We start from the raw sequence: 16954 nt of genomic DNA, 5'->3' as shown, positions 1-16954 counted from the left end.
CACCCTCTCTCCATCTGCTCAGGCGTTTTTCTCGGACTCGATCAGCTCCGCCATCTCGGTGTCTTTGTCCGTGATACCGCCTTCCTCGTGGGAGGTGAGCCGGATTTCGACTTCCTCGTAGCGGATGATGATCTCGGGGTGGTGGAACTGCGCTTCGGCGATCTCGCCGACCATCTGCGCGAAGTTGACGCCGCGGAGGTAGTCACTGAACCCGTACTTACGAACGATCTCGTCGCCCTCCTGGGTCCACTCGTCGGGGAGCTGCGCGTCGATTTCGTCGTCGGAAAGCAGATCGGCCATAGTCGGTCGAACGCAACCCAATCAAATAATGATTGTGCCGCGCGAGGTCGTCCGACCGGAACGCGGACTCACCCCACCGACAGGGACTTATCGACGAGCGGAGTACGTGCTGGCAGTGTAATGTGTGATCGGACAGGTAATTGTTCGAACGACGATACCTGCCAGCTCGTCCTCAGAAACGGGCACACCGGGATCGAGACCACCGAGTACTACTGCAAGGCACACCTCGTGCTCCGGATCTGGGAAGTCGAAGCCGACGACGATCTCGAGGTCGTCGACGCGACGAAGCTCTGGCACTGACGGCGTCGCTGTCGCGACTCGACGGGGAACGTCGTCAGAAACGGTCGCGGTGGCGCACGTCGCGTGCTCGTTCGAGCCGACTAATCGTCGTCCGTCGCCTCGAGGTGGGTCTCGGTGGCCGTCGCACCGCCGGTGGGAAGTGGCGGTGCGATCGGGCCGTCGTCGCCGCCGAAGTCGGGATTGAACAACTGAAGCGCGGTGTTGATCGTACTCCAGTCGTCTTCCGCGGCCGCCTCTCGCAGACTCTTGGTCGGCGGGGCGAGCAACTGGTTGACCAGCGCGTCGGCCATCGCCTCGACGACCTCGCGCTGTTCCGCGGAGAACTCCTCCCCCTCGAGACGGGAGAGCGCCGTCTCGAGTTCTCGCTTCTTCATCCGCTCGGCGGATTCGTACATCGCCGCGATGGCCTCGTCGGCGCGAGCGCGCTTGTACTGCTCGCAGAGCAGGTCGAACTCGCGGTCGACCATCGACTCGACCTCGCGGGCCGCGTCGGCACGCTGCTCGCGAGTTTCGGCCGTAATCGACTCGAGGTCGTCCAGATCGTAGACGGTCACGGTCGGAAGCGAGTTGGTCGTCGGCGCGACGTCGCGGGGTTGTCCGAGGTCGACGACGACCCGTTCGGTACAGTCGTCTGGACCGTCCTCATTGCCGCCGGGACTCCCGGCGTCGTCTCCGTCTCCGCGGCCGGTCGCGTCGACACCACCATCCGATTCGAAATGCTGTGCCTCGAGGATCGGGTCCTCGCTGCCGGTCGCCGTGACGACGACATCGGCGTCGCTTGCGAACTGATCGAGTGCCGAGAGTGGTGCCGCACTGGTGTCGGTCTCGAGTTCGCTCGCGAGGTGTTCGGCGTGGGAGACGGTTCGGTTCGCGACGACGACTTCCTCGACGCCGGCGTCCGCGAGGCTGCGGGCCGCGAGTCGCCCCATCTCGCCGGCACCGACGACGAGCGAGGTCGCGTTCTCGAGCGGGATGCGCTCGGCAGCGAGTTTCGTCGCCGCCGAGCCCAGTGAGACGATTCCGTCGTTGATCTCGGTCTCGGTTCGGGCGCGTTCGCCGACGTGAATTGCCTTCGTGACGGCGGCTTCGAGCATCTCGCCGATGCCGCCGGCGCTCCGAGAATCCTCGTAGGCGGTTCGGACCTGTCCGAGGATCTGATCCTCGCCGAGGACGACCGACTCGAGGCCGCTCGCAACGGACAGCAGGTGGCGCAGGCTCTCGTCATGGTTGGTGATGACGACCGCGTCGTCGGATACGTTTGTGAAAAACTCCTGGAGTGCGGCCCGACCGACGGCGGCGTCGGTCGCGACGACGTAAGCTTCGACTCGGTTACACGTCGAGAGGGCGTACGCCTCCTCGACCGCCGGAACGGTGAGCAGGTCGGCGACGCCGGCCCGCTGGCTCTCGGGGCTCGCGTCGGCGAGATCGTCGACGCTCCCGCTTTCGTGCGTTACTCGTCCGGCAGTCACGACCCCCGCCGGAATCACGGTCGGTCACCCCTGGCGGGCAGTTCCTCGTCCAGCACGTCCTCGATCACTTGACTACAGTTGGAAGCACCCGTACGTAAAGCTGTCCAAACGGCCGGAGAATTGACGACATCGATGACGATCTCGCGTCGCCGGTCGGGATCGACGTCTCGTGATTTCAGTTCCGTCCGCAGTTCGCCACAGACGCGCGCCATCTCGCCCGCGCCGGCGAGCGTCTCCTCGAGTTCCTGCCGGAGATACTTGCTCAGCGCGGGCGCGGTCCCACCCGTGGAGATCGAGACGACGACGGGATCCTCCCGGACGGTCGCCGGCACGACGACGCTGCCCGGCTCGCGCTCGCCGGAGCGATCCGCGCGATTGACGAGGACGCCGCGGTCTCGAGCGGCCGTCGCGACGGCCTCGTTGACCGCCTCGTCGCTCGTGGCGGCGACGACCAGCGCGGGCGCGGTTCGCTCGAGCCAGCCGTTGATGTCGACGGCATCGGGAGCGGCCCGAATCAGTGTCGCGTTACCGAACTCACGGTCCGCGAACGCGGGACTGACGACGAGCACCTCGGCTTCGCCCGCGAAGCGGCGCGCTTTCCGCGCCCCGACCGGGCCGCCGCCGAAGACGAGCACCGTCGCACCCGTGAAATCGTGCAAGAGTGGAATCATCCGTGCCCACCTTTTTTCCACTCGGGTCCGCGGAGCGGACCACTCGCGCAAAAAATCTGTCCGGCGAGAGCAGCGCTCTCGCTGACCTTCGCTCGCGCCGCTCGCGAAGAGACCAAAAAAGGCCGCTCGCTCCCTGCGGTCGCTCGCGGATAAATCATGTTTGCAGTTCGTCACCTCCCTTAGTGTTCGCGTCCGCTCGCTCCTCGAGCCGGATCCCCGTCTTCTTCAGGATCTGCGTCGAGAACAGCGAGTCCCAGTCGTCGTCGCCGACGTCCCAGTGGGCGGCCATCGTCTCGCGAACCTGTTCGATCCGCCGCTGGCTCTCTTCCTCGCTGCGGCCGTGGGTCATCGCGAAGAAGTTGTACGGCCAGACGCCCTCGTGGCGCGGGCGCCGGTAGCAGTGCGTGACGAACGGCAGGCCCGCGACTTCGGGACCGACCTCGCTCACGAGGTCGTCCGGGACATTCCAGACCGTCATCCCGTTTTCCGTGTACCCCAGCGCGTAGTGGTTCGGCACGACGCCGATGCGCCGAATCTTGCCCTCCCGCTCGAACCGCTTGATCGTCTCGAGGACCCACTCGAGGTCTTGCTCGATGGCCGCCGCGACGTCCGCGTAGGGCGTCTCGGTCAGCGGGAGGCCGTCCTGGATCTCGAGAACGAGGTCGCGCTCGGCCGGCGTCAGCGTCGATTCGTCGGTCGGGGTGACGTCAGGGCCGAGAGCAGTGCAGTCGACGCCGGCCGATTCGGCTTCGTCGTCGTCGGAACCGTCGAGCGGGCCGTCGACGTAGAATTTCGCCTCGACCCGGAACTCCTGTTCTTTGGGGAGGTTGTACGTCTCCTGGCCGGTTTCGTCCTCGATACCGGCCAATACCTCCTCGACTCGCTCCTCGTCGGCCACGCTCACGACGAACCAGACGTTCAGGTGCGGATGCGCGCGCTCGTAGTTGTGTGCGACCTCGCGGTGGGCGTTGACGGCGTCGACAACCTCGTCGAAGCGGTCCTCGGGGGCGTGCATGGCGACCAACGTCGCCGCGCCGCCGATCTCCTGGGCGTTGACCAGTGGGCCAAAGCGCGAGAGGACGCCCCGCTCGTCTACGTCGCGGATCGTCTCGAGTAAACCGGTCGCGTCGATGTCGACCCCGCGGTCGCGCATGGCTTCGGCGGCGGGTTCGAAGGGCCGTTCCACGACGGGAAAGCCGCCCTGAAAGGCGTTGACGACCGCCCGTTCGCGTTCCGACAGGTCGACGTCCGTGCTCATACTAGTCGTTCGGGAGTCCCGTGGCATAAGCGAACCGGGACGGTCCGCTCGAGGGGCTGTTCGAACGTTCGACCGCCGAGAAGGATGGTTGTTTCTTCGACGGAGACGGAGTCGTTAGTCGCCCTCGACGCCCGTGACCTCGTAGCCGAGATTGCGGACGTCCTCGAGGATCGCCTCGTGATCGGCGCTCGCTCGGTAGTAGATGACGATGTCGAAACTCCCCTGACGCAGCAGTTGCTGGCACTCCCAGACGAACGACTCGTCCTCGAGGGTGAGCCCCTGGTGCTGGTTCGAGGAGAAGTCGGGGTCGTCGTTGCCCGAGTAGACGTAGCAGTCCTCCGGCTCGTGGCCCGAGTGCTCGGCGATGATGTCGCCGACGTCGAGCGTGGCCTGCATCATCTGGACGTCCTCCTGTCCGTCGTGATCGGTGTGGACGATCGCGCCGTTGAGTTCGATCTCGCCCGGTTCGAGGAGCCGCTTGGTCCGCTGATAGAGGTCGTCGTCGATCGCGTCTGCCATTGCTCGAGCCGACGGCATCCGAACGGATAGCCGTCACGATTTCCGGGAGACCGAGGGAACTCCACGCTCGCGGCGCGACACTCGGATTCTCATGGTGATACACACCACACAAGACACATAGGGGTAGGTGACCTTTTGCCGAGCAATGAAGCGGTGGCTCCGGCAGCGCGTCGACGCGGTCTACGAGGAGGTGCTCTCGAGAGAGATATCCGGCGCACCGACGCACGTCGCGGTGATCCAGGACGGCAACCGGCGATACGCTCGCCGCAAGGGAGACGACGCGACCGACGGCCACCGCCAGGGGGCAAAGACGACCGAGCGCGTCCTCGAGTGGTGTCAGGATATCGGCGTCGAGGAGTTGACGCTGTACGCGTTCTCAACCGAGAACTTCAACCGCCCGGACGAAGAGAATCAGGCGCTGTTCGACCTCCTCTGTGAGAAGCTCCGGGAGTTCGCCGACGCCGAGCGCGTCCACGAGAACGAGGTCCGCATCCGGGTGATCGGCGAGGTCGAACGCCTCCCGGAGCGGGTTCGAGACGCGGTCGACTATGCCGAGCGCCGCACCCGCGGCTACGACCGATTCGTCCTCAACATCGCGCTCGCCTACGGCGGACGCTCGCAACTGCTCGAGGCGGTCCAGGGCGTCGCCAGCGACGTCGAAACGGGCACCCTCGAGCCGGCCGCGATCGACGTCGAGACGATCGAGGATCGGCTCTACGACCAGCCGGTTCGAGACGTCGACCTGATCATCCGAACCGGCGGCGACGAGCGGACGTCGAACTTCCTCCCGTGGCACGCCAACGGCAACGAGGCCGCCGTCTTCTTCTGTACGCCCTACTGGCCGGAGTTCTCGAAGACCGACTTCCTTCGGGGGATTCGAACGTACGAACACCGCGAGGAGTCCTGGCGACGGACCCGCGCCCGGCGGGCGATGGCCCTGCTCGGCGCCGTCAGCGATCCCGAACTCGTCGAAGCCAAGTCGATCGTCGAGCGCTTCCGGGACTCGCTGCCGACGGCCGAACAGCCCGATCCGGACGACTTCGAGACCGCCGAGAGCGGACAGGTCGACGACCTCGACTCGAGCGGGCAGGCCGCAGACTGAGCGCGACGACCGGCATCCGACGACGGGGTCGGCCGAACATGTTTACTCACCACAAGGATTTTATCGATCATTCCCGCACATGTAGCTGGCATGCCAACACCTCGCATCCCTGTCGACGTCGATCGATTCACGCGAGTCGCCGAGGTATCGACCGAGACAGCCTACGCCCTCCTCGCGAGTACCCGTACTCGGATCGCCCTGCACGTGCTCTCGACGGCCGGGCCGCGCTCCTCGCTCGAACGACTGGCAACGGCGGTCGCCCGATTGGACCCCGAGGGCTCGCCGACATCGGCCCGGATCTCGCTCGTCCACGTCGTCCTGCCGAAACTCGAAGCGAACAGCATACTCAAGTACGAACTGAGGGAGGAGAGCGTGCACCTCGACGGCCCGATCGTCGGCCTCGAAGAACCCATCGGAACGGCCCCGGAGGCGATGGGTGACGAGGGTGGTGGACCGGTGACGAGGAGCGGGAGTCGCACGACGACGACTGGCAGCGACGGACCCGGGTCGATCGATGCGCGCGACCCGAAAAAGTAGTCACCCAGACGTCTCGCTACCGGTGGCCGAGACGGAAGGCCGGATCCGGGGTTCGGGAAAACGGGGTGGGGCAGTTCACTGACCGTAGCGTCGCGACCGGTTGCAGTACTCTCGGACCGCCCGCAGGAAGTCCCGCTTGCGGAAGTCCCGCCAGTTGACGTCCGTAAAGTAGAGTTCGGAGTAGACCGACTGCCAGATCATGAAGTCCGAGAGCCGTTCGGCGCCGGTCTTGATCACGAGATCGGGTTCGGTCGGGAAGATCAGGTGTTGCTCGACCCGCTCGTCGTCGATCTCGTCGGGGTCGAGTTCGCCGTCGTCAACGCGTTCCGCGAGCGTCCGGACGGCGCTGGTGAACTCGTGTTTGCCGCCGAGACCGATCCCGATCCGGATCGGCGCGTCCGCACGGGTCTGATCGTCCGGTCCCCGAACCGCCACCGCTCGCGGCGCGTCGATCGTCTCGAGTTCGCGTCGCAACGCGGGAACCGCGGCGGCGTCGAGGACGCTCACGTAGACCGTCACCTGCGAGGCGTACTCGAACGCCCACGCGAAAAACTCGGTGAGCGTCTCGTAGGCGCCGCGCTCGAGGAGGTCGCGTTCCGTGATAACGAGCGCGACGTGGTCGGGCAGCGTGCCGTCGTGGCGGCGGATTCGCAACGCGAGGTACCGTTCGTACAAACCCACAGCCTTGCGTTTCCGGCGCGTTGGTTTACCGGTTACGAAGCGTCAGGGGTGACGGGCCGCCTCGGCGAGCGAGGAGCTATCGCCGTCCGCTCTGTTTCAGTGTACGTATGCAATTGGATACAGTCCAGATTTCGGAGTGAAACGGTGTTTTCTCGCAGTGACACGTTTCCCAGGTAGCGCCGTTGACAACCGTGAGAACGGCCGCGGCGCGGTTCACGAACCTTCAAGTAAACGCCACAGAAAGGACTCGGTATCGTGACAGCACCCGTTCGGCGAGCAGGGGCGTTCGCGCTCCTCTGTACGCTCGTCCTCGCCGTGCCCCTCGGCGGCCCCTGGGTCGGGGCTGCGATCGCGGCCGTCGTGATCGGGGGGGCGTTCGCCGTGACCGACGGTCCGCTCTTCGACCTCCTCGCGTATCCGGGGGACTACGAGGACGGTCGCCTCTACGGAGTTATCACCTTCGTTCTCGCAGCCGTCACGCTCGGTCTCATCGCGGTCACATCCTCGATGTCGATCGCCGTTTTCGTCGGCGCCGTGCTCCTCGTCGGCTACGGGAACGCCGCGGAACAACTCGCCCGCCGCCGGACCGATCACAGCGTCGTCCTCGTGGCGGTCTTCTGTCTGGTCGCGACCGCCGCAGCCGTCGCCGGGCAGGCGCTCACGCAGTCGCTGACCGACGGGTCGGGCTCGCTCGAGTCGATAGGATCGACCGTTCCGACGATGCTCTTTCTCGGCGCGAGCGCCGCGTTGCTCGCCGCCTTGCTTCGGGACGTCCTGCTGGCCCGCGACGACCCCATCGTCATGCTCTCGGTCGGCTTGCTGGGCTGGCTGCTCGCGGAACTCGAGCCGGCTCTGACGCTCGACAGCGTTGAGATCGTCGCCGCCCTCGGGATCACCATCGCGCTCGGCTACGCCTCCTATGCGCTCGAGACGGCCTCGATCGCGGGAATGCTCACCGGCATCCTGCTGGGGCTGTTGACCATCGTCCTCGGCGGCTACGGCTGGTTCGTCGTCCTCATCTCCTTTTTCGCCATCGGCGGGCTCTCCTCGAAGTTCCGCTACGAGGAGAAAGAGGAACTGGGCGTCGCCGAGGACAACAACGGCGCCCGCGGCAGCGGCAACGTGCTCGGCAACGCCGCCGTCGCGATCGTCGCCGTGTTGGGCTATGCGGCGAGTTCGGCGACGATACTGCCCGGTAATCCCGAGCCGGGCCTCTTTCTGTTCGCCTTCGCCGGCTCCGTCTCGACCGCGATGAGCGACACGCTCTCGAGCGAGATCGGGAGCGTCTTCGACACGCCGCGGCTGATCACCACCTTGGAACCGGTCGAACCCGGTACCGACGGCGGCGTCACCTGGCAGGGTGAGGTCGCCGGTATCGCGGGCGCGATCGTCGTCGCCGGCATCTCCTACGTCCTCTTTCCGGAGGTCGGCGTCGTCGGCGCGGCGGTCATCGTCGCCGCCGGTATCGTCGGCATGACCGTCGATAGCCTGCTTGGGGCGACGCTCGAGGGCCACGTCCTCGGCAATCAGGGCGTGAACTTCCTCGCGACACTGTCGGGCGCGCTGTTCTGTGCCTTCGTGGTGCTGGCGTTCGCACTATTCGGGTAAGAGGGCTGTTGGAACCGCGCTGCAAATGATGGGTATCGGTCTCGGCGGTACGTACAGGTGACGTACATACCGCTGGTACTGACGGGCCACGTGCGGTGGCGCACGCTGAGACGCGGCGAACGGACAGTGAGACGCGGCTTGTAGCCGTGCGAGGGATGAGCGAGCGCCGGCGGCGCGAGTGAATCGGTTGGGGAGGACGTGGCACTCATCGCCGCCAGCGACAGCAGAACACTCGCCTGCAGTATCCATCATCCACACTCGAACGTTCGATAAGTCCAATCAGTGACCAAGCGAGCCACACCAACGATGATCAAGATAACGAATAGACGACTAATCGTCTGCGACCGCACCGACGTCGTTCCGCCTCTCCTACGCCAGCCGATCGTCTCGAGCGAGCGGAACGCACGCACGTCGACGAGCAGCGTCGGACGCTTCGGAATCGCCTCCATAGCACCCGCGATGGATCCGTTTCCCGGCCCGCGCTCACCTCGAGTCGGGCCGTTCAGCCGCCACGTCGTCGATCGCGTGGATTCGAACGGCTGTCGGCCGCTTGGTGAACTGGCCGAGCGAGCGTGCGACGATCCGATCGACGCCCCGGTCGGCCGCCAGATCGAGCAGTCGCTGGCTGAGGATCGCGTCTAAGACGACCGTCGACGGTGCCGACTCGAGCGACTCGAGCGCGTCGTAAGCGTCGTTCGCGTCGGTCTCGTCGATGGTGTCGCCGTCGGCGTCGAGAAATCGAACGCGGTCGGTGCCGTCTCGGATGACGGCCGACGCGTGGCCGTAGACGGTCTCCGGGTCCGCGGGATCGGCCGTCGCGTCGGCGGCCGCTACCGGTGTCGACCCCGCGTCGGTGCTGGCGGCCGACTGCGCGCTCGAGGTTCCGTCGGAGGGGCCGGCAGCCTCGCTCTCGGTCGTCGCCTCGCCGGCGGCCGTCGCGTCGGCGGCTGCGTTCCCCGTCCCCATCGTTCGGGTAGTCGAACCGGACGACTCGTCGATCGACGTCGGGGACGCGGCTTCTGATCCGTGCGTGCGTCTGGCGTCCGGTGCCGGGGCGGGGGTCGAACTCCCGTCGGTCGCCGCGACGGCCTCTCGAGGCTCGTTCAGTCCGGAGACGTTGTCGTAGGGGACCTTGTTGCGCAGCGACGCGAACAGCTGGTGGTGGTCCAGATCCTCGACGGAGGTGCCGGAGGGCGCGAACGCGACGAAGTCGATGTCGCCCACTTGCGACAGTTCCTCGAAGATGAGGTCCCCGCCGCGGTCGCCGTCGAGGAAGGCCGTAACCGTTCGGTGACGGGTCAGTTCCGCGACCGCGTCGGGGACGTTCGTCCCCTCGACCGCAATGGCGTTCTTGACGCCGTACTTCAGCAGGGTGAGCACGTCCGAGCGGCCCTCGACGACGATGATCGCGTCGCTGTCGGTGACACGGGGGCCGGCCGGCAGCCCCTCGTACTCGGTGATGTCCTCGACGCGGACGTGCTGGCGGACCTCCGCGAGGATCTCCTCGGAACTCATTACGCTGTCGTCGAACCCCGTCTGTAAGAGCTCCTTCGCTCGATTCACGACCTCCTTGCGCTTAGCCGCGCGGACGTCTTCGATCTCGGTGACCTCGAGGTCGGCCCGACACGGCCCGACGCGGTCGATGGTCTCGAGCGAGGCGGCGAGCGTCGCGGTTTCGACCTTGTCGAGGCTGGTCGCGATGGTGAGATGGCCGTGTGACTGGCCGGCGGTGCTAGTTATCTCGACGTCGATACGGCCGACTTTCTGCGACTGCCGGAGGTCGCGGAGGTCGAGTTCGTCGCCGAGCAGGCCTTCGGTCTGGCCGAAGATCGCGCCGACGACGTCGCTCCGCTCGACGACCCCGTCAGCCGTAACGTTCGCGTGGATGAGGTATTTCGACGTGTCTTCCATGGGGAATCCCCTCGAGGGACACCGCAGACGCGGTGCCGCGGTCGGTTATGTAGATTTTGGATCGTGACGGGGAAATAGCTGTTGACCTGTTGGGACCCTGTCCCCGACGGGACGCTGTTCAGTACCTGTCCGCTGACCGTCAATACACTGCTCGGTACCAGGGTCGCTAACCGACGGGACGGCAGTGAGTGCACAGCAATCGACCAGCCGGATGTTGCTGAATGCCGCGTCCGTCGACGGTAACCGGAGCGGGCCGTCAGTACGCCGGTCGGTACCAGTACCAGTAGAGGGTGACCGCGGTCAACACGAGCAGGCCGCCGAGGAAGAAGAGGAGACCCGGCGGAACGGTCTCGAACAGCGTTTCGGCGACTGCAGCGGTCCCGTCGCCCGAGGGATCGATGGAGCCGTCGCCGGCCGTCGGTTCGACGTCGAACGTCTCACCGCTGCCATTATCCTCGTACGCGACGTCATCGCCCGATGCGGCTTCGTCGGACTCGTCCATCTCCTCGTCTTCCGTCTGTTGCGCGCCGAAGTCGTCGGACGCGTCCTCGTCCGTCGCCGAATCGTCCGCCGCAGCGTCGCCCGTCGAATCGTCCGGGTCGGCGGCGTCCGCATCGTCGGTATCGTCCGCTTCCGCCCCCGCCGGGGCCGTCTCCGCTCCCGAGGAGTCCGTCGCCGACTCGGCCCACCGCGTGAGTCCGTACTGGACCAGCAGGCTCCCGCCGGCCAGTGCGCCGATCCCGCCGACGAACCGGGAGAGGGCCTCGCGAATTCGGCTCGCCGCGGACTCGTCGCCCGTAACGATCAGCGGGCCGTCGGTCGTCGCGTAGACGCTCATCTCGTTGCCCCGCGAGGAGTACCACGTGTCGACGACCGAGACGAGGCCGGCGTCCTCGAGTTTCTCCAAGTGGTAGCGAACGTTCTGAATCGAGGAGTCGATCGCGTCGGCGACGTCGCTCGGCGTTCCGGGCTCCTCGTCCAGTCGAGCGTAGATCCGTCGCGCAGTCGTCGACGAGAGCGCGCTGAAGACGGCGTCGGCGTCCTCGCCCTCGAGGTCGACGACCCGCGGCTGGCCCTCGTGTTCTGCGGGTTCGGAACGGAACGGGAACAGCCGGGCCATATCAGTTCGAGTTGCATTCGTCTGGCAATACCTATACGTTTTCTCCTCCCTGAAAGAGCGATTTTACCTTGGAGAACCGCTCGACTGAGCGGGGCCGAGGGATCGATAGCGGATTCTCTTCAATCGGGGCTGTTGAAGGGAAACGGGTATCAGCGTCGATCCCAACCTCCGGATATGCGCCGGCTAGAACTCGTGGGCTGGATCGCGGTCGCGGTCGTCCTCAGCGCGCTCGCGATCCCGTGGTTCCTCTGGGGGGACGCGACGGTGGTCGTCGGGCTCCCAGTGTGGCTCTGGTGGCACATCGGCTGGATGGGGCTCGCGTCGGTCGTCTTCTACCTGTTTACCCGGCGGGCCTGGGGGATCGGCATCGAAACCGAACCGGAGGGAGACTCGAGCAGAGGCGGAACGTCGAACGGCAACGGCGGAACGAATCGCTCGGCCCGATCGGCGACTAACGGTGATCGGCCGTGAGCCTCGCGCTCCAACTCGGCATCATCGTCGGCTACCTGGTCCTGGCGCTGGCCGTCGGACTGGTCGCCTACCGGCTGACCGACCGGACGGCGGAGGACTTCTACCTCGCCAGTCGGACGGTCGGAACGGTCGTGCTGCTGTTTACGACCTTCGCGACGCTGCTCTCGGCGTTTACCTTCTTCGCGGGACCGAACATCGCCTACGCGCAGGGACCGGAGTGGATCCTCGTCATGGGACTGATGGACGGGATCATCTTCGCCGTCCTCTGGTACGTCGTCGGCTACAAGCAGTGGCTGCTCGGCCGGCGGTACGAGTACGTCACGCTCGGGGAGATGCTCGGCGACCGGTTCGCCTCGAGGCGACTCCGCGGCCTCGTTGCGGGCATCAGTCTGCTCTGGCTCTTTCCGTACGTCATGCTCCAGCAGGTCGGCGCCGGCACCGCCCTCGAGGCCCTGACCGAGGGCGCCGTACCGTACGCCGCCGGTGCGGGGCTGATCACCGTGTTCATGATCCTCTACGTCGTCGTCGCCGGCTTTCGGGGAATCGCGTGGACCGACACGCTGCAGGGCGCATTCATGCTCGTCGCGACCTGGGTCGCCCTGCTCTGGGTGCTCAACGTCGTCGGCGGTCCCGGCGCCGCGACGGACGCACTGGCGTCCAACGAGTCGACCGCGGAGTTCCTCTCGCTCGGCAGCGCCTACTACACGCCCCAGTGGATGCTCTCGACGGCGATCACGATCGGCTTCGGCGTCGCGATGTTCCCGCAGGTGAACCAGCGCTTTTTCGCCGCGGGCTCGAGAACGGTGCTCAAGCGCTCGTTCGCGCTGTGGCCGATCCTCTGCGTGTTGCTGTTCGTCCCCTCGTTCATGCTCGGCGCGTGGGCCCGCGGCCTCGACGTGGCGATTCCGGAGGGCGAAAACGTCCTCCCCGTGATCCTCGCCGAGTACACGCCGGTCTGGTTCGCCGCGCTCGTCATCGCCGGCGCGATGGCCGCGATGATGTCCTCCTCGGACTCGATGCTCCTGTCGGGGTCGTCCTACTTCACGCGGGATCTGTACCGACCGTTCGTGGACCAGGACGTCTCCGAGCGCCGCGAGGACCTGCTGGCCCGCGTCGGCGTCGTGGGCTTTGCGACCGCCGCCTTCGTCGCCAGCCTGGTCAACCCAGCCACGCTGTTCGAACTCGGCGACGCGGCATTCAGCGGCTTCGCCCAGCTCGCCCTCCCCGTGCTCGTCGCGCTCTACTGGCGACGGACGACTCGAGCGGGGATCACGGCCGGCATCGTCCTCAGTCAGGGCTTCTATCTCGCGAGCCTCTTCCTCTCGGTCGTTCCGGGCACCTACGCGGGCTGGACGGCCGGACTCGTCGGGATGGGAATCGGCCTGGCCGTCACCGTCGCCGTCTCGCTGGTCACGACGCCCGCGGAGGACGAGCGGCGGACGATCTACTTCGACGGGCTGGGCGCGGACTGACCGCTGAGTCCACCTCGGTCGCCTCCTCTCGCGAGCACCTTGCCAGTGACATCGGGTCTTAGTAGCACGCTGCCGTGGGGACGAGTATGGAACTCGATCTCGACGGGAACGGCGCACTGGTGACGGCCTCCTCGAGCGGCCTCGGATTCGCGAGCGCGCAGGCGCTCGCCGAGGAGGGCGCGAACGTGATGCTCTGTGGGCGCGACGAGGAGCGACTCGAGGACGCCCGCGAGGAGATCAGCGAGACGGCCGCGGGGGCGGTGCGAGTCACGCCGACCGACATCACCGATCCGGACGACGTGTCCCATCTCGTGAGCGAGACGGTCGACGCCTTCGGCGGGCTGGATCACCTCGTCACGTCCGCGGGCGGGCCGCCGAGTACGACCTTCCTCGAGACCGACGAACGGGACTGGTACCAGGCCTACGACCTGCTGGTGATGAGCGCCGTCTGGACGATCGAGGAAGCCCACGAGCACCTCCTCGAGTCCGACTACGGCTCGATTACCTGCATCACGTCGCGTACGGTCCGCGAGGTCGCGGACGGCCTGTTGCTGTCGAACGCCGTCCGGCGGGGCGTGACCGGCCTCGTCAAGACGGTCTCGCGCGAGTTCGCTCCGGAGATTCGCGTCAACGCGGTGCTGCCGGGGACGATCGAGACGCCCCGAATCGAGGAACTCATCGAGGCGAACATCGAGCGCGGCGTCTACGAGGACTACGAGGAGGGGCTGGTAGACCTCGCGAGCGAGATTCCGATGGACCGCATCGGCGAGCCTCGAGAACTGGGCGACATCGTGACCGTGCTTTCGAGCCCGCGCTCGAGTTTCGTCAACGGCGTTGCGATTCCCATCGACGGCGGACTGTTGCGGAGTTAGAACGGATCAGACGAATCGGAAGAGGCTCGCGAGCACCACGATACTGATTAGCACGGGAACCACTCTGAGCACCACGTTACGCGGCGGAAGCAGCCGCGCCTTGTGCGACCAGTTGACGAGCGAGCTTCCGATCTGAACCGGCCCGAAGATATCGCGCCGTCGCAACGGCTTCGACGCTACAACGGTTTCCTCAGCCCATTCGAGGAACGGTCGCAGGTCCGGGTGGTCGCAGCTCTCTCTGGTCATCTCGAGACCCAGTTCGATATTGTACTCGAATGCGACCTGCGTGATATTCGCCGAGCCGAGGATGCAGAGCGGATTCGGACCGTCGCGGACGTAGAGTTTGGCGTGGAGTCCCCGAGGCTGTTTGTACAGCCGCACCTGATCGTAGTCGTCGAGCGCCCAGAGGTCGTGGGCGATTCGCGCCGAGAACTGGTCGGAGGCGGGGCCGACGATCGCCACCAGTTCGTTCTCGCGAGAGCGCTCGAGAAACGAGACGATTTCGTCCCGTATCGTCAGATACCCCTGGTAGGTGAAGTAGCCGCTGACGAGGTAGATCCTTCCGTCGCCGGCGAACAGGTCGACCAGCGCCTCCTGAACCCGTCGGTTGGAGTCGGTGGTTCCCAACAACGAAACGGCCGGTTCGGTCTGAAACTCGCTCATCGGTGGTAGCACTACCGAGTCGGTATTGAATGTCGGGTACGCCGGCCATCGCCGGAACGGACGGTTCGCGGCTCGGTCACCGGTCGATTTCCAGGACGACCGGGCGGTGATCGGACAGCTGAACGTCGAGTACGTCACAACGTGCGACGTCGATCGTCGGCGAACAACAGAACAGGTCGAGGCTCCGCGAGTCGACGAACAGCTCGTCGAGCGGGCGCGACGGGACGGTCTCGCCGGGGATCCGCGGCTCGAGTCCCGCACGGTCGGTCAGTTCGATCAATTCGTCCGTGCCGTCGAAGGTGTTGAAGTCGCCGGTCACGACGATGTCCCGTCCGCGGGCCCGTTCGTCGATCAGCGCGGCGAGTTCCCGTAACTGCAGCGTCCTGCTTCGAGCGCGCAGCGAGAGGTGGACCACGAACAGGACGATGTCGGACGCGAGCGACACCTCGAGGACGAGTCGTTTTCGTCCCGTCGATAAGTAGTGAGCCGTCGTCGGACGGCCCGAACGGGAGAGCACGGCGTTTCCGAGGTGGCCGTAGAACGGCAGCGAGTCGACGATCCCGCCGTTGCCGTACTTGTTGGCGACGTCGCCCTCGTACGCGAGCTTCCGCTTGCGAAGCGAGTCGACGAGCGTGCGAAACTGGCCGTCGGTCTCCGTCCGGTGTGAGCCTCGGTCGATCTCGACGAGCGAGACCACGTCGGGACGCTCGCGCTCGACGAGCGAGACGAGTTGGTCGAGTTTCCGCCGTTCTACGTCGGTGTCGCCGAGCAGCGAGGTGATCGGCGGCGGAACGTACCCCCAGAGGACGTTCTGGTATCCGAGCAGGTAGCCGGCGTTACAGGAGAGGATTTTCATAGGCGTCGAGCGTCGGACGTATCGACCGCTCGTTCGGTCGTACTCAGGGGGTATTCGATATAACTATTTCTCCAACGAGACTAGCGTCGAGTTCTCCAGCGCTGGTCTCGAGTCGAACCGTAACCCTCTCTGTCCCCCGCTCCGTCTCTCGGTTCGTGTACCGTCCGGCACAGCTTGCGGGCTCCCTCGCGCTGCTACTGACGGCCGGCGCGTTGCTCGTGGGGTCCGTACTCGCCCCGGCCGGGACGCCGAGCGGAACGGTCGGAATCCAGCTCGGAATCCTGCTCACCGCCGCCGTCGCCGGCGTGATAGAACACCGACGCGAACTCGAGGCGTTCGAACCGACTGCCTTCGGCCGAACTGACGCCGTCGACGCCGTCGCCGTCGTAATCGGTGCCGTCGTCACCTACGCGCTAAGCGTCCACGCTGGCGTTGGACCCGTGCTCGCCTCCGCGCTCGTCGGAGTGGCCGCCGGGCTCGCCGTCCCGAAGGTTGGCGCACCGGTCTACTGCGGGTCGTTCGTCGGAATGGCCTCGCCGGCGGTGTTCGGGTCGCTCGAGTCCGTCGCCCTCGCGGGCGTCGTCACCGGGCTCGGGTTCGTCGCGACGACGGAGTCGTTCGGCGGCGTCGGCGGCAAGCTGGGGACGCTCGCGATGTTCGGCTGTCTCGCGACCGCGGCGCTGCTGGGGCTCGACTTCGTCGAGTCGGGGACCCCGCAGTGGGAACTCGCCCACCTCATCGTCCCGGTGGCCGTCGCCGGAGCCGTTGCGACCGTCGTCCTGAGCGTTCGCCTCGAGTGGGGTGCCGTCGTCGGCTCCGGCGTCGTTGGCGTGATCGCGGGTATCGCGTTCCCGCTCGCGGTTCCGGAGGTGGGGGCGACGCTGGCCGCGGTCGCCTTCTGTGCCTCGTTCGTCGGGATGTCGAGTGCGGAACGGCTGGACGGAGCGCTCGCGGTCGGTCTTGCCGGTGGTCTCTCCGGACTCGTCTTTCTGCTGGTCGCGCCGGCGTTCGGCGGCTCCGGCGGGAAACTCGGGACGACCGCGTTCGTCTCCTGTATCGGGCTTATCGGCGCGCTCGAGCTTCGAGAGATCGTGATTCAACGGTTCAGATAACGAATTGGGCTGAGGAGAGACGGTCGAAGACG

18 protein-coding genes are annotated in these 16954 nt (G+C 66.2%); 8 read left to right on the top strand and 10 right to left on the bottom strand.

Translation table 11 applies throughout. The annotated features are described in order from the left end of the window. Positions 1–18: 18 nt before the first annotated feature. Positions 19–300: a 4a-hydroxytetrahydrobiopterin dehydratase gene (locus ACSFC5_RS02025; RefSeq protein WP_440763602.1), complete on the bottom strand. Its 282-nt coding sequence runs from the start codon at positions 298–300 to the stop codon at positions 19–21. A gap of 120 nt (positions 301–420) precedes the next feature. Between ACSFC5_RS02025 and ACSFC5_RS02020 the strand changes: the two genes are divergently transcribed. Continuing rightward, positions 421–600, top strand: a complete 180-nt coding sequence (locus tag ACSFC5_RS02020) for a hypothetical protein (protein ID WP_440763601.1) — start codon at positions 421–423, stop codon at positions 598–600. Between the two features lie 80 nt (positions 601–680). Here the strand turns inward: ACSFC5_RS02020 and hemA are convergent, their stop codons facing one another. The 4 genes from hemA to ACSFC5_RS02000 all read right to left on the bottom strand — a co-directional run bounded on the left by hemA (position 681) and on the right by ACSFC5_RS02000 (position 4517). Beyond that, the gene (hemA, locus tag ACSFC5_RS02015; protein ID WP_440763600.1) at positions 681–2087 is read right to left on the bottom strand and encodes a glutamyl-tRNA reductase; all 1407 of its coding nucleotides are present in this window, start codon (positions 2085–2087) and stop codon (positions 681–683) included. Further along, the gene (locus tag ACSFC5_RS02010) at positions 2084–2740 is read right to left on the bottom strand and encodes a precorrin-2 dehydrogenase/sirohydrochlorin ferrochelatase family protein (RefSeq protein WP_440763599.1); all 657 of its coding nucleotides are present in this window, start codon (positions 2738–2740) and stop codon (positions 2084–2086) included. Before ACSFC5_RS02010 ends, hemA begins: the two co-directional genes overlap by 4 nt. 154 nt (positions 2741–2894) lie before the next feature. Continuing rightward, the gene (gene ahbB, locus ACSFC5_RS02005; protein WP_440763598.1) at positions 2895–3998 is read right to left on the bottom strand and encodes a siroheme decarboxylase subunit beta; all 1104 of its coding nucleotides are present in this window, start codon (positions 3996–3998) and stop codon (positions 2895–2897) included. Positions 3999–4112: 114 nt separating this feature from the next. Continuing rightward, positions 4113–4517 (bottom strand): DUF5778 family protein, encoded by a 405-nt coding sequence (locus ACSFC5_RS02000; protein ID WP_440763597.1) that lies wholly within the window; start codon positions 4515–4517, stop codon positions 4113–4115. 145 nt (positions 4518–4662) lie between these two features. Between ACSFC5_RS02000 and uppS the strand changes: the two genes are divergently transcribed. After that, positions 4663–5619, top strand: coding sequence for a polyprenyl diphosphate synthase (uppS, locus tag ACSFC5_RS01995; RefSeq protein WP_440763596.1), 957 nt, complete (start codon positions 4663–4665; stop codon positions 5617–5619). Positions 5620–5709: 90 nt separating this feature from the next. After that, positions 5710–6156 (top strand): DUF7344 domain-containing protein, encoded by a 447-nt coding sequence (locus tag ACSFC5_RS01990; RefSeq protein WP_440763595.1) that lies wholly within the window; start codon positions 5710–5712, stop codon positions 6154–6156. 75 nt (positions 6157–6231) lie between these two features. On the opposite strand, the gene ACSFC5_RS01985 is transcribed toward ACSFC5_RS01990, so the two are convergent. Continuing rightward, complete coding sequence (locus ACSFC5_RS01985; protein ID WP_440763594.1) at positions 6232–6837, bottom strand: undecaprenyl diphosphate synthase family protein; 606 nt, start codon at positions 6835–6837, stop codon at positions 6232–6234. A 255-nt stretch (positions 6838–7092) separates the two neighbouring features. Here ACSFC5_RS01985 and ACSFC5_RS01980 point away from each other — a divergent pair, with 255 nt between their 5' ends. Further along, positions 7093–8445 carry a DUF92 domain-containing protein gene (locus tag ACSFC5_RS01980; RefSeq protein WP_440763593.1) on the top strand — a complete coding sequence of 451 codons (1353 nt, stop codon included), beginning with the start codon at positions 7093–7095 and terminating at the stop codon, positions 8443–8445. 483 nt (positions 8446–8928) lie between these two features. Here ACSFC5_RS01980 and dnaG read toward each other — a convergent pair whose 3' ends face one another. Then, entirely contained in the window at positions 8929–10356 is a 1428-nt protein-coding gene (gene dnaG, locus ACSFC5_RS01975) for a DNA primase DnaG (RefSeq protein WP_440763592.1), read from the bottom strand. Positions 10357–10612: 256 nt separating this feature from the next. After that, complete coding sequence (locus tag ACSFC5_RS01970) at positions 10613–11476, bottom strand: ArsR/SmtB family transcription factor (protein WP_440763591.1); 864 nt, start codon at positions 11474–11476, stop codon at positions 10613–10615. Between the two features lie 174 nt (positions 11477–11650). Between ACSFC5_RS01970 and ACSFC5_RS01965 the strand changes: the two genes are divergently transcribed. From ACSFC5_RS01965 to ACSFC5_RS01955, 3 genes are all read left to right on the top strand, one after another. Further along, positions 11651–11947, top strand: coding sequence for a DUF3311 domain-containing protein (locus ACSFC5_RS01965; RefSeq protein WP_440763590.1), 297 nt, complete (start codon positions 11651–11653; stop codon positions 11945–11947). After that, entirely contained in the window at positions 11944–13419 is a 1476-nt protein-coding gene (locus tag ACSFC5_RS01960) for a sodium:solute symporter family protein (protein ID WP_440763589.1), read from the top strand. The genes ACSFC5_RS01965 and ACSFC5_RS01960 overlap by 4 nt, the downstream gene beginning before the upstream one ends. Before the next feature lie 86 nt (positions 13420–13505). Beyond that, the gene (locus ACSFC5_RS01955) at positions 13506–14291 is read left to right on the top strand and encodes an SDR family oxidoreductase (RefSeq protein WP_440763588.1); all 786 of its coding nucleotides are present in this window, start codon (positions 13506–13508) and stop codon (positions 14289–14291) included. 6 nt (positions 14292–14297) lie between these two features. Here the strand turns inward: ACSFC5_RS01955 and ACSFC5_RS01950 are convergent, their stop codons facing one another. Both ACSFC5_RS01950 and ACSFC5_RS01945 read right to left on the bottom strand, forming a co-directional pair. Further along, positions 14298–14954 (bottom strand): phospholipase D family protein, encoded by a 657-nt coding sequence (locus ACSFC5_RS01950; protein ID WP_440763587.1) that lies wholly within the window; start codon positions 14952–14954, stop codon positions 14298–14300. Between the two features lie 76 nt (positions 14955–15030). Further along, positions 15031–15810, bottom strand: a complete 780-nt coding sequence (locus tag ACSFC5_RS01945) for an endonuclease/exonuclease/phosphatase family protein (RefSeq protein ID WP_440763586.1) — start codon at positions 15808–15810, stop codon at positions 15031–15033. A gap of 155 nt (positions 15811–15965) precedes the next feature. Here ACSFC5_RS01945 and ACSFC5_RS01940 point away from each other — a divergent pair, with 155 nt between their 5' ends. After that, positions 15966–16922 carry a hypothetical protein gene (locus ACSFC5_RS01940; protein WP_440763585.1) on the top strand — a complete coding sequence of 319 codons (957 nt, stop codon included), beginning with the start codon at positions 15966–15968 and terminating at the stop codon, positions 16920–16922. Positions 16923–16954: the final 32 nt, after the last annotated feature.

The organism is Natronorubrum marinum, assembly GCF_052040125.1.
Taxonomy (GTDB): domain Archaea; phylum Halobacteriota; class Halobacteria; order Halobacteriales; family Natrialbaceae; genus Natronorubrum.
The sequence above is the reverse complement of the archived record's forward strand: the minus strand, read 5'-3'. Positions and strand labels throughout refer to the sequence as shown.

Excerpts from the sequence above, each read along its gene's own strand:
- ACSFC5_RS02025 (WP_440763602.1), bottom strand. The coding sequence starts at position 300 with ATGGCCGATCTGCTTTCCGACGACGAAATCGACGCGCAGCTCCCCGAC.
- ACSFC5_RS02020 (WP_440763601.1), top strand. The coding sequence starts at position 421 with ATGTGTGATCGGACAGGTAATTGTTCGAACGACGATACCTGCCAGCTC.
- ACSFC5_RS02010 (WP_440763599.1), bottom strand. The coding sequence starts at position 2,740 with ATGATTCCACTCTTGCACGATTTCACGGGTGCGACGGTGCTCGTCTTC.
- ahbB (WP_440763598.1), bottom strand. The coding sequence starts at position 3,998 with ATGAGCACGGACGTCGACCTGTCGGAACGCGAACGGGCGGTCGTCAAC.
- ACSFC5_RS02000 (WP_440763597.1), bottom strand. The coding sequence starts at position 4,517 with ATGGCAGACGCGATCGACGACGACCTCTATCAGCGGACCAAGCGGCTC.
- uppS (WP_440763596.1), top strand. The coding sequence starts at position 4,663 with ATGAAGCGGTGGCTCCGGCAGCGCGTCGACGCGGTCTACGAGGAGGTG.
- ACSFC5_RS01990 (WP_440763595.1), top strand. The coding sequence starts at position 5,710 with ATGCCAACACCTCGCATCCCTGTCGACGTCGATCGATTCACGCGAGTC.
- dnaG (WP_440763592.1), bottom strand. The coding sequence starts at position 10,356 with ATGGAAGACACGTCGAAATACCTCATCCACGCGAACGTTACGGCTGAC.
- ACSFC5_RS01970 (WP_440763591.1), bottom strand. The coding sequence starts at position 11,476 with ATGGCCCGGCTGTTCCCGTTCCGTTCCGAACCCGCAGAACACGAGGGC.
- ACSFC5_RS01965 (WP_440763590.1), top strand. The coding sequence starts at position 11,651 with ATGCGCCGGCTAGAACTCGTGGGCTGGATCGCGGTCGCGGTCGTCCTC.
- ACSFC5_RS01955 (WP_440763588.1), top strand. The coding sequence starts at position 13,506 with ATGGAACTCGATCTCGACGGGAACGGCGCACTGGTGACGGCCTCCTCG.
- ACSFC5_RS01950 (WP_440763587.1), bottom strand. The coding sequence starts at position 14,954 with ATGAGCGAGTTTCAGACCGAACCGGCCGTTTCGTTGTTGGGAACCACC.
- ACSFC5_RS01945 (WP_440763586.1), bottom strand. The coding sequence starts at position 15,810 with ATGAAAATCCTCTCCTGTAACGCCGGCTACCTGCTCGGATACCAGAAC.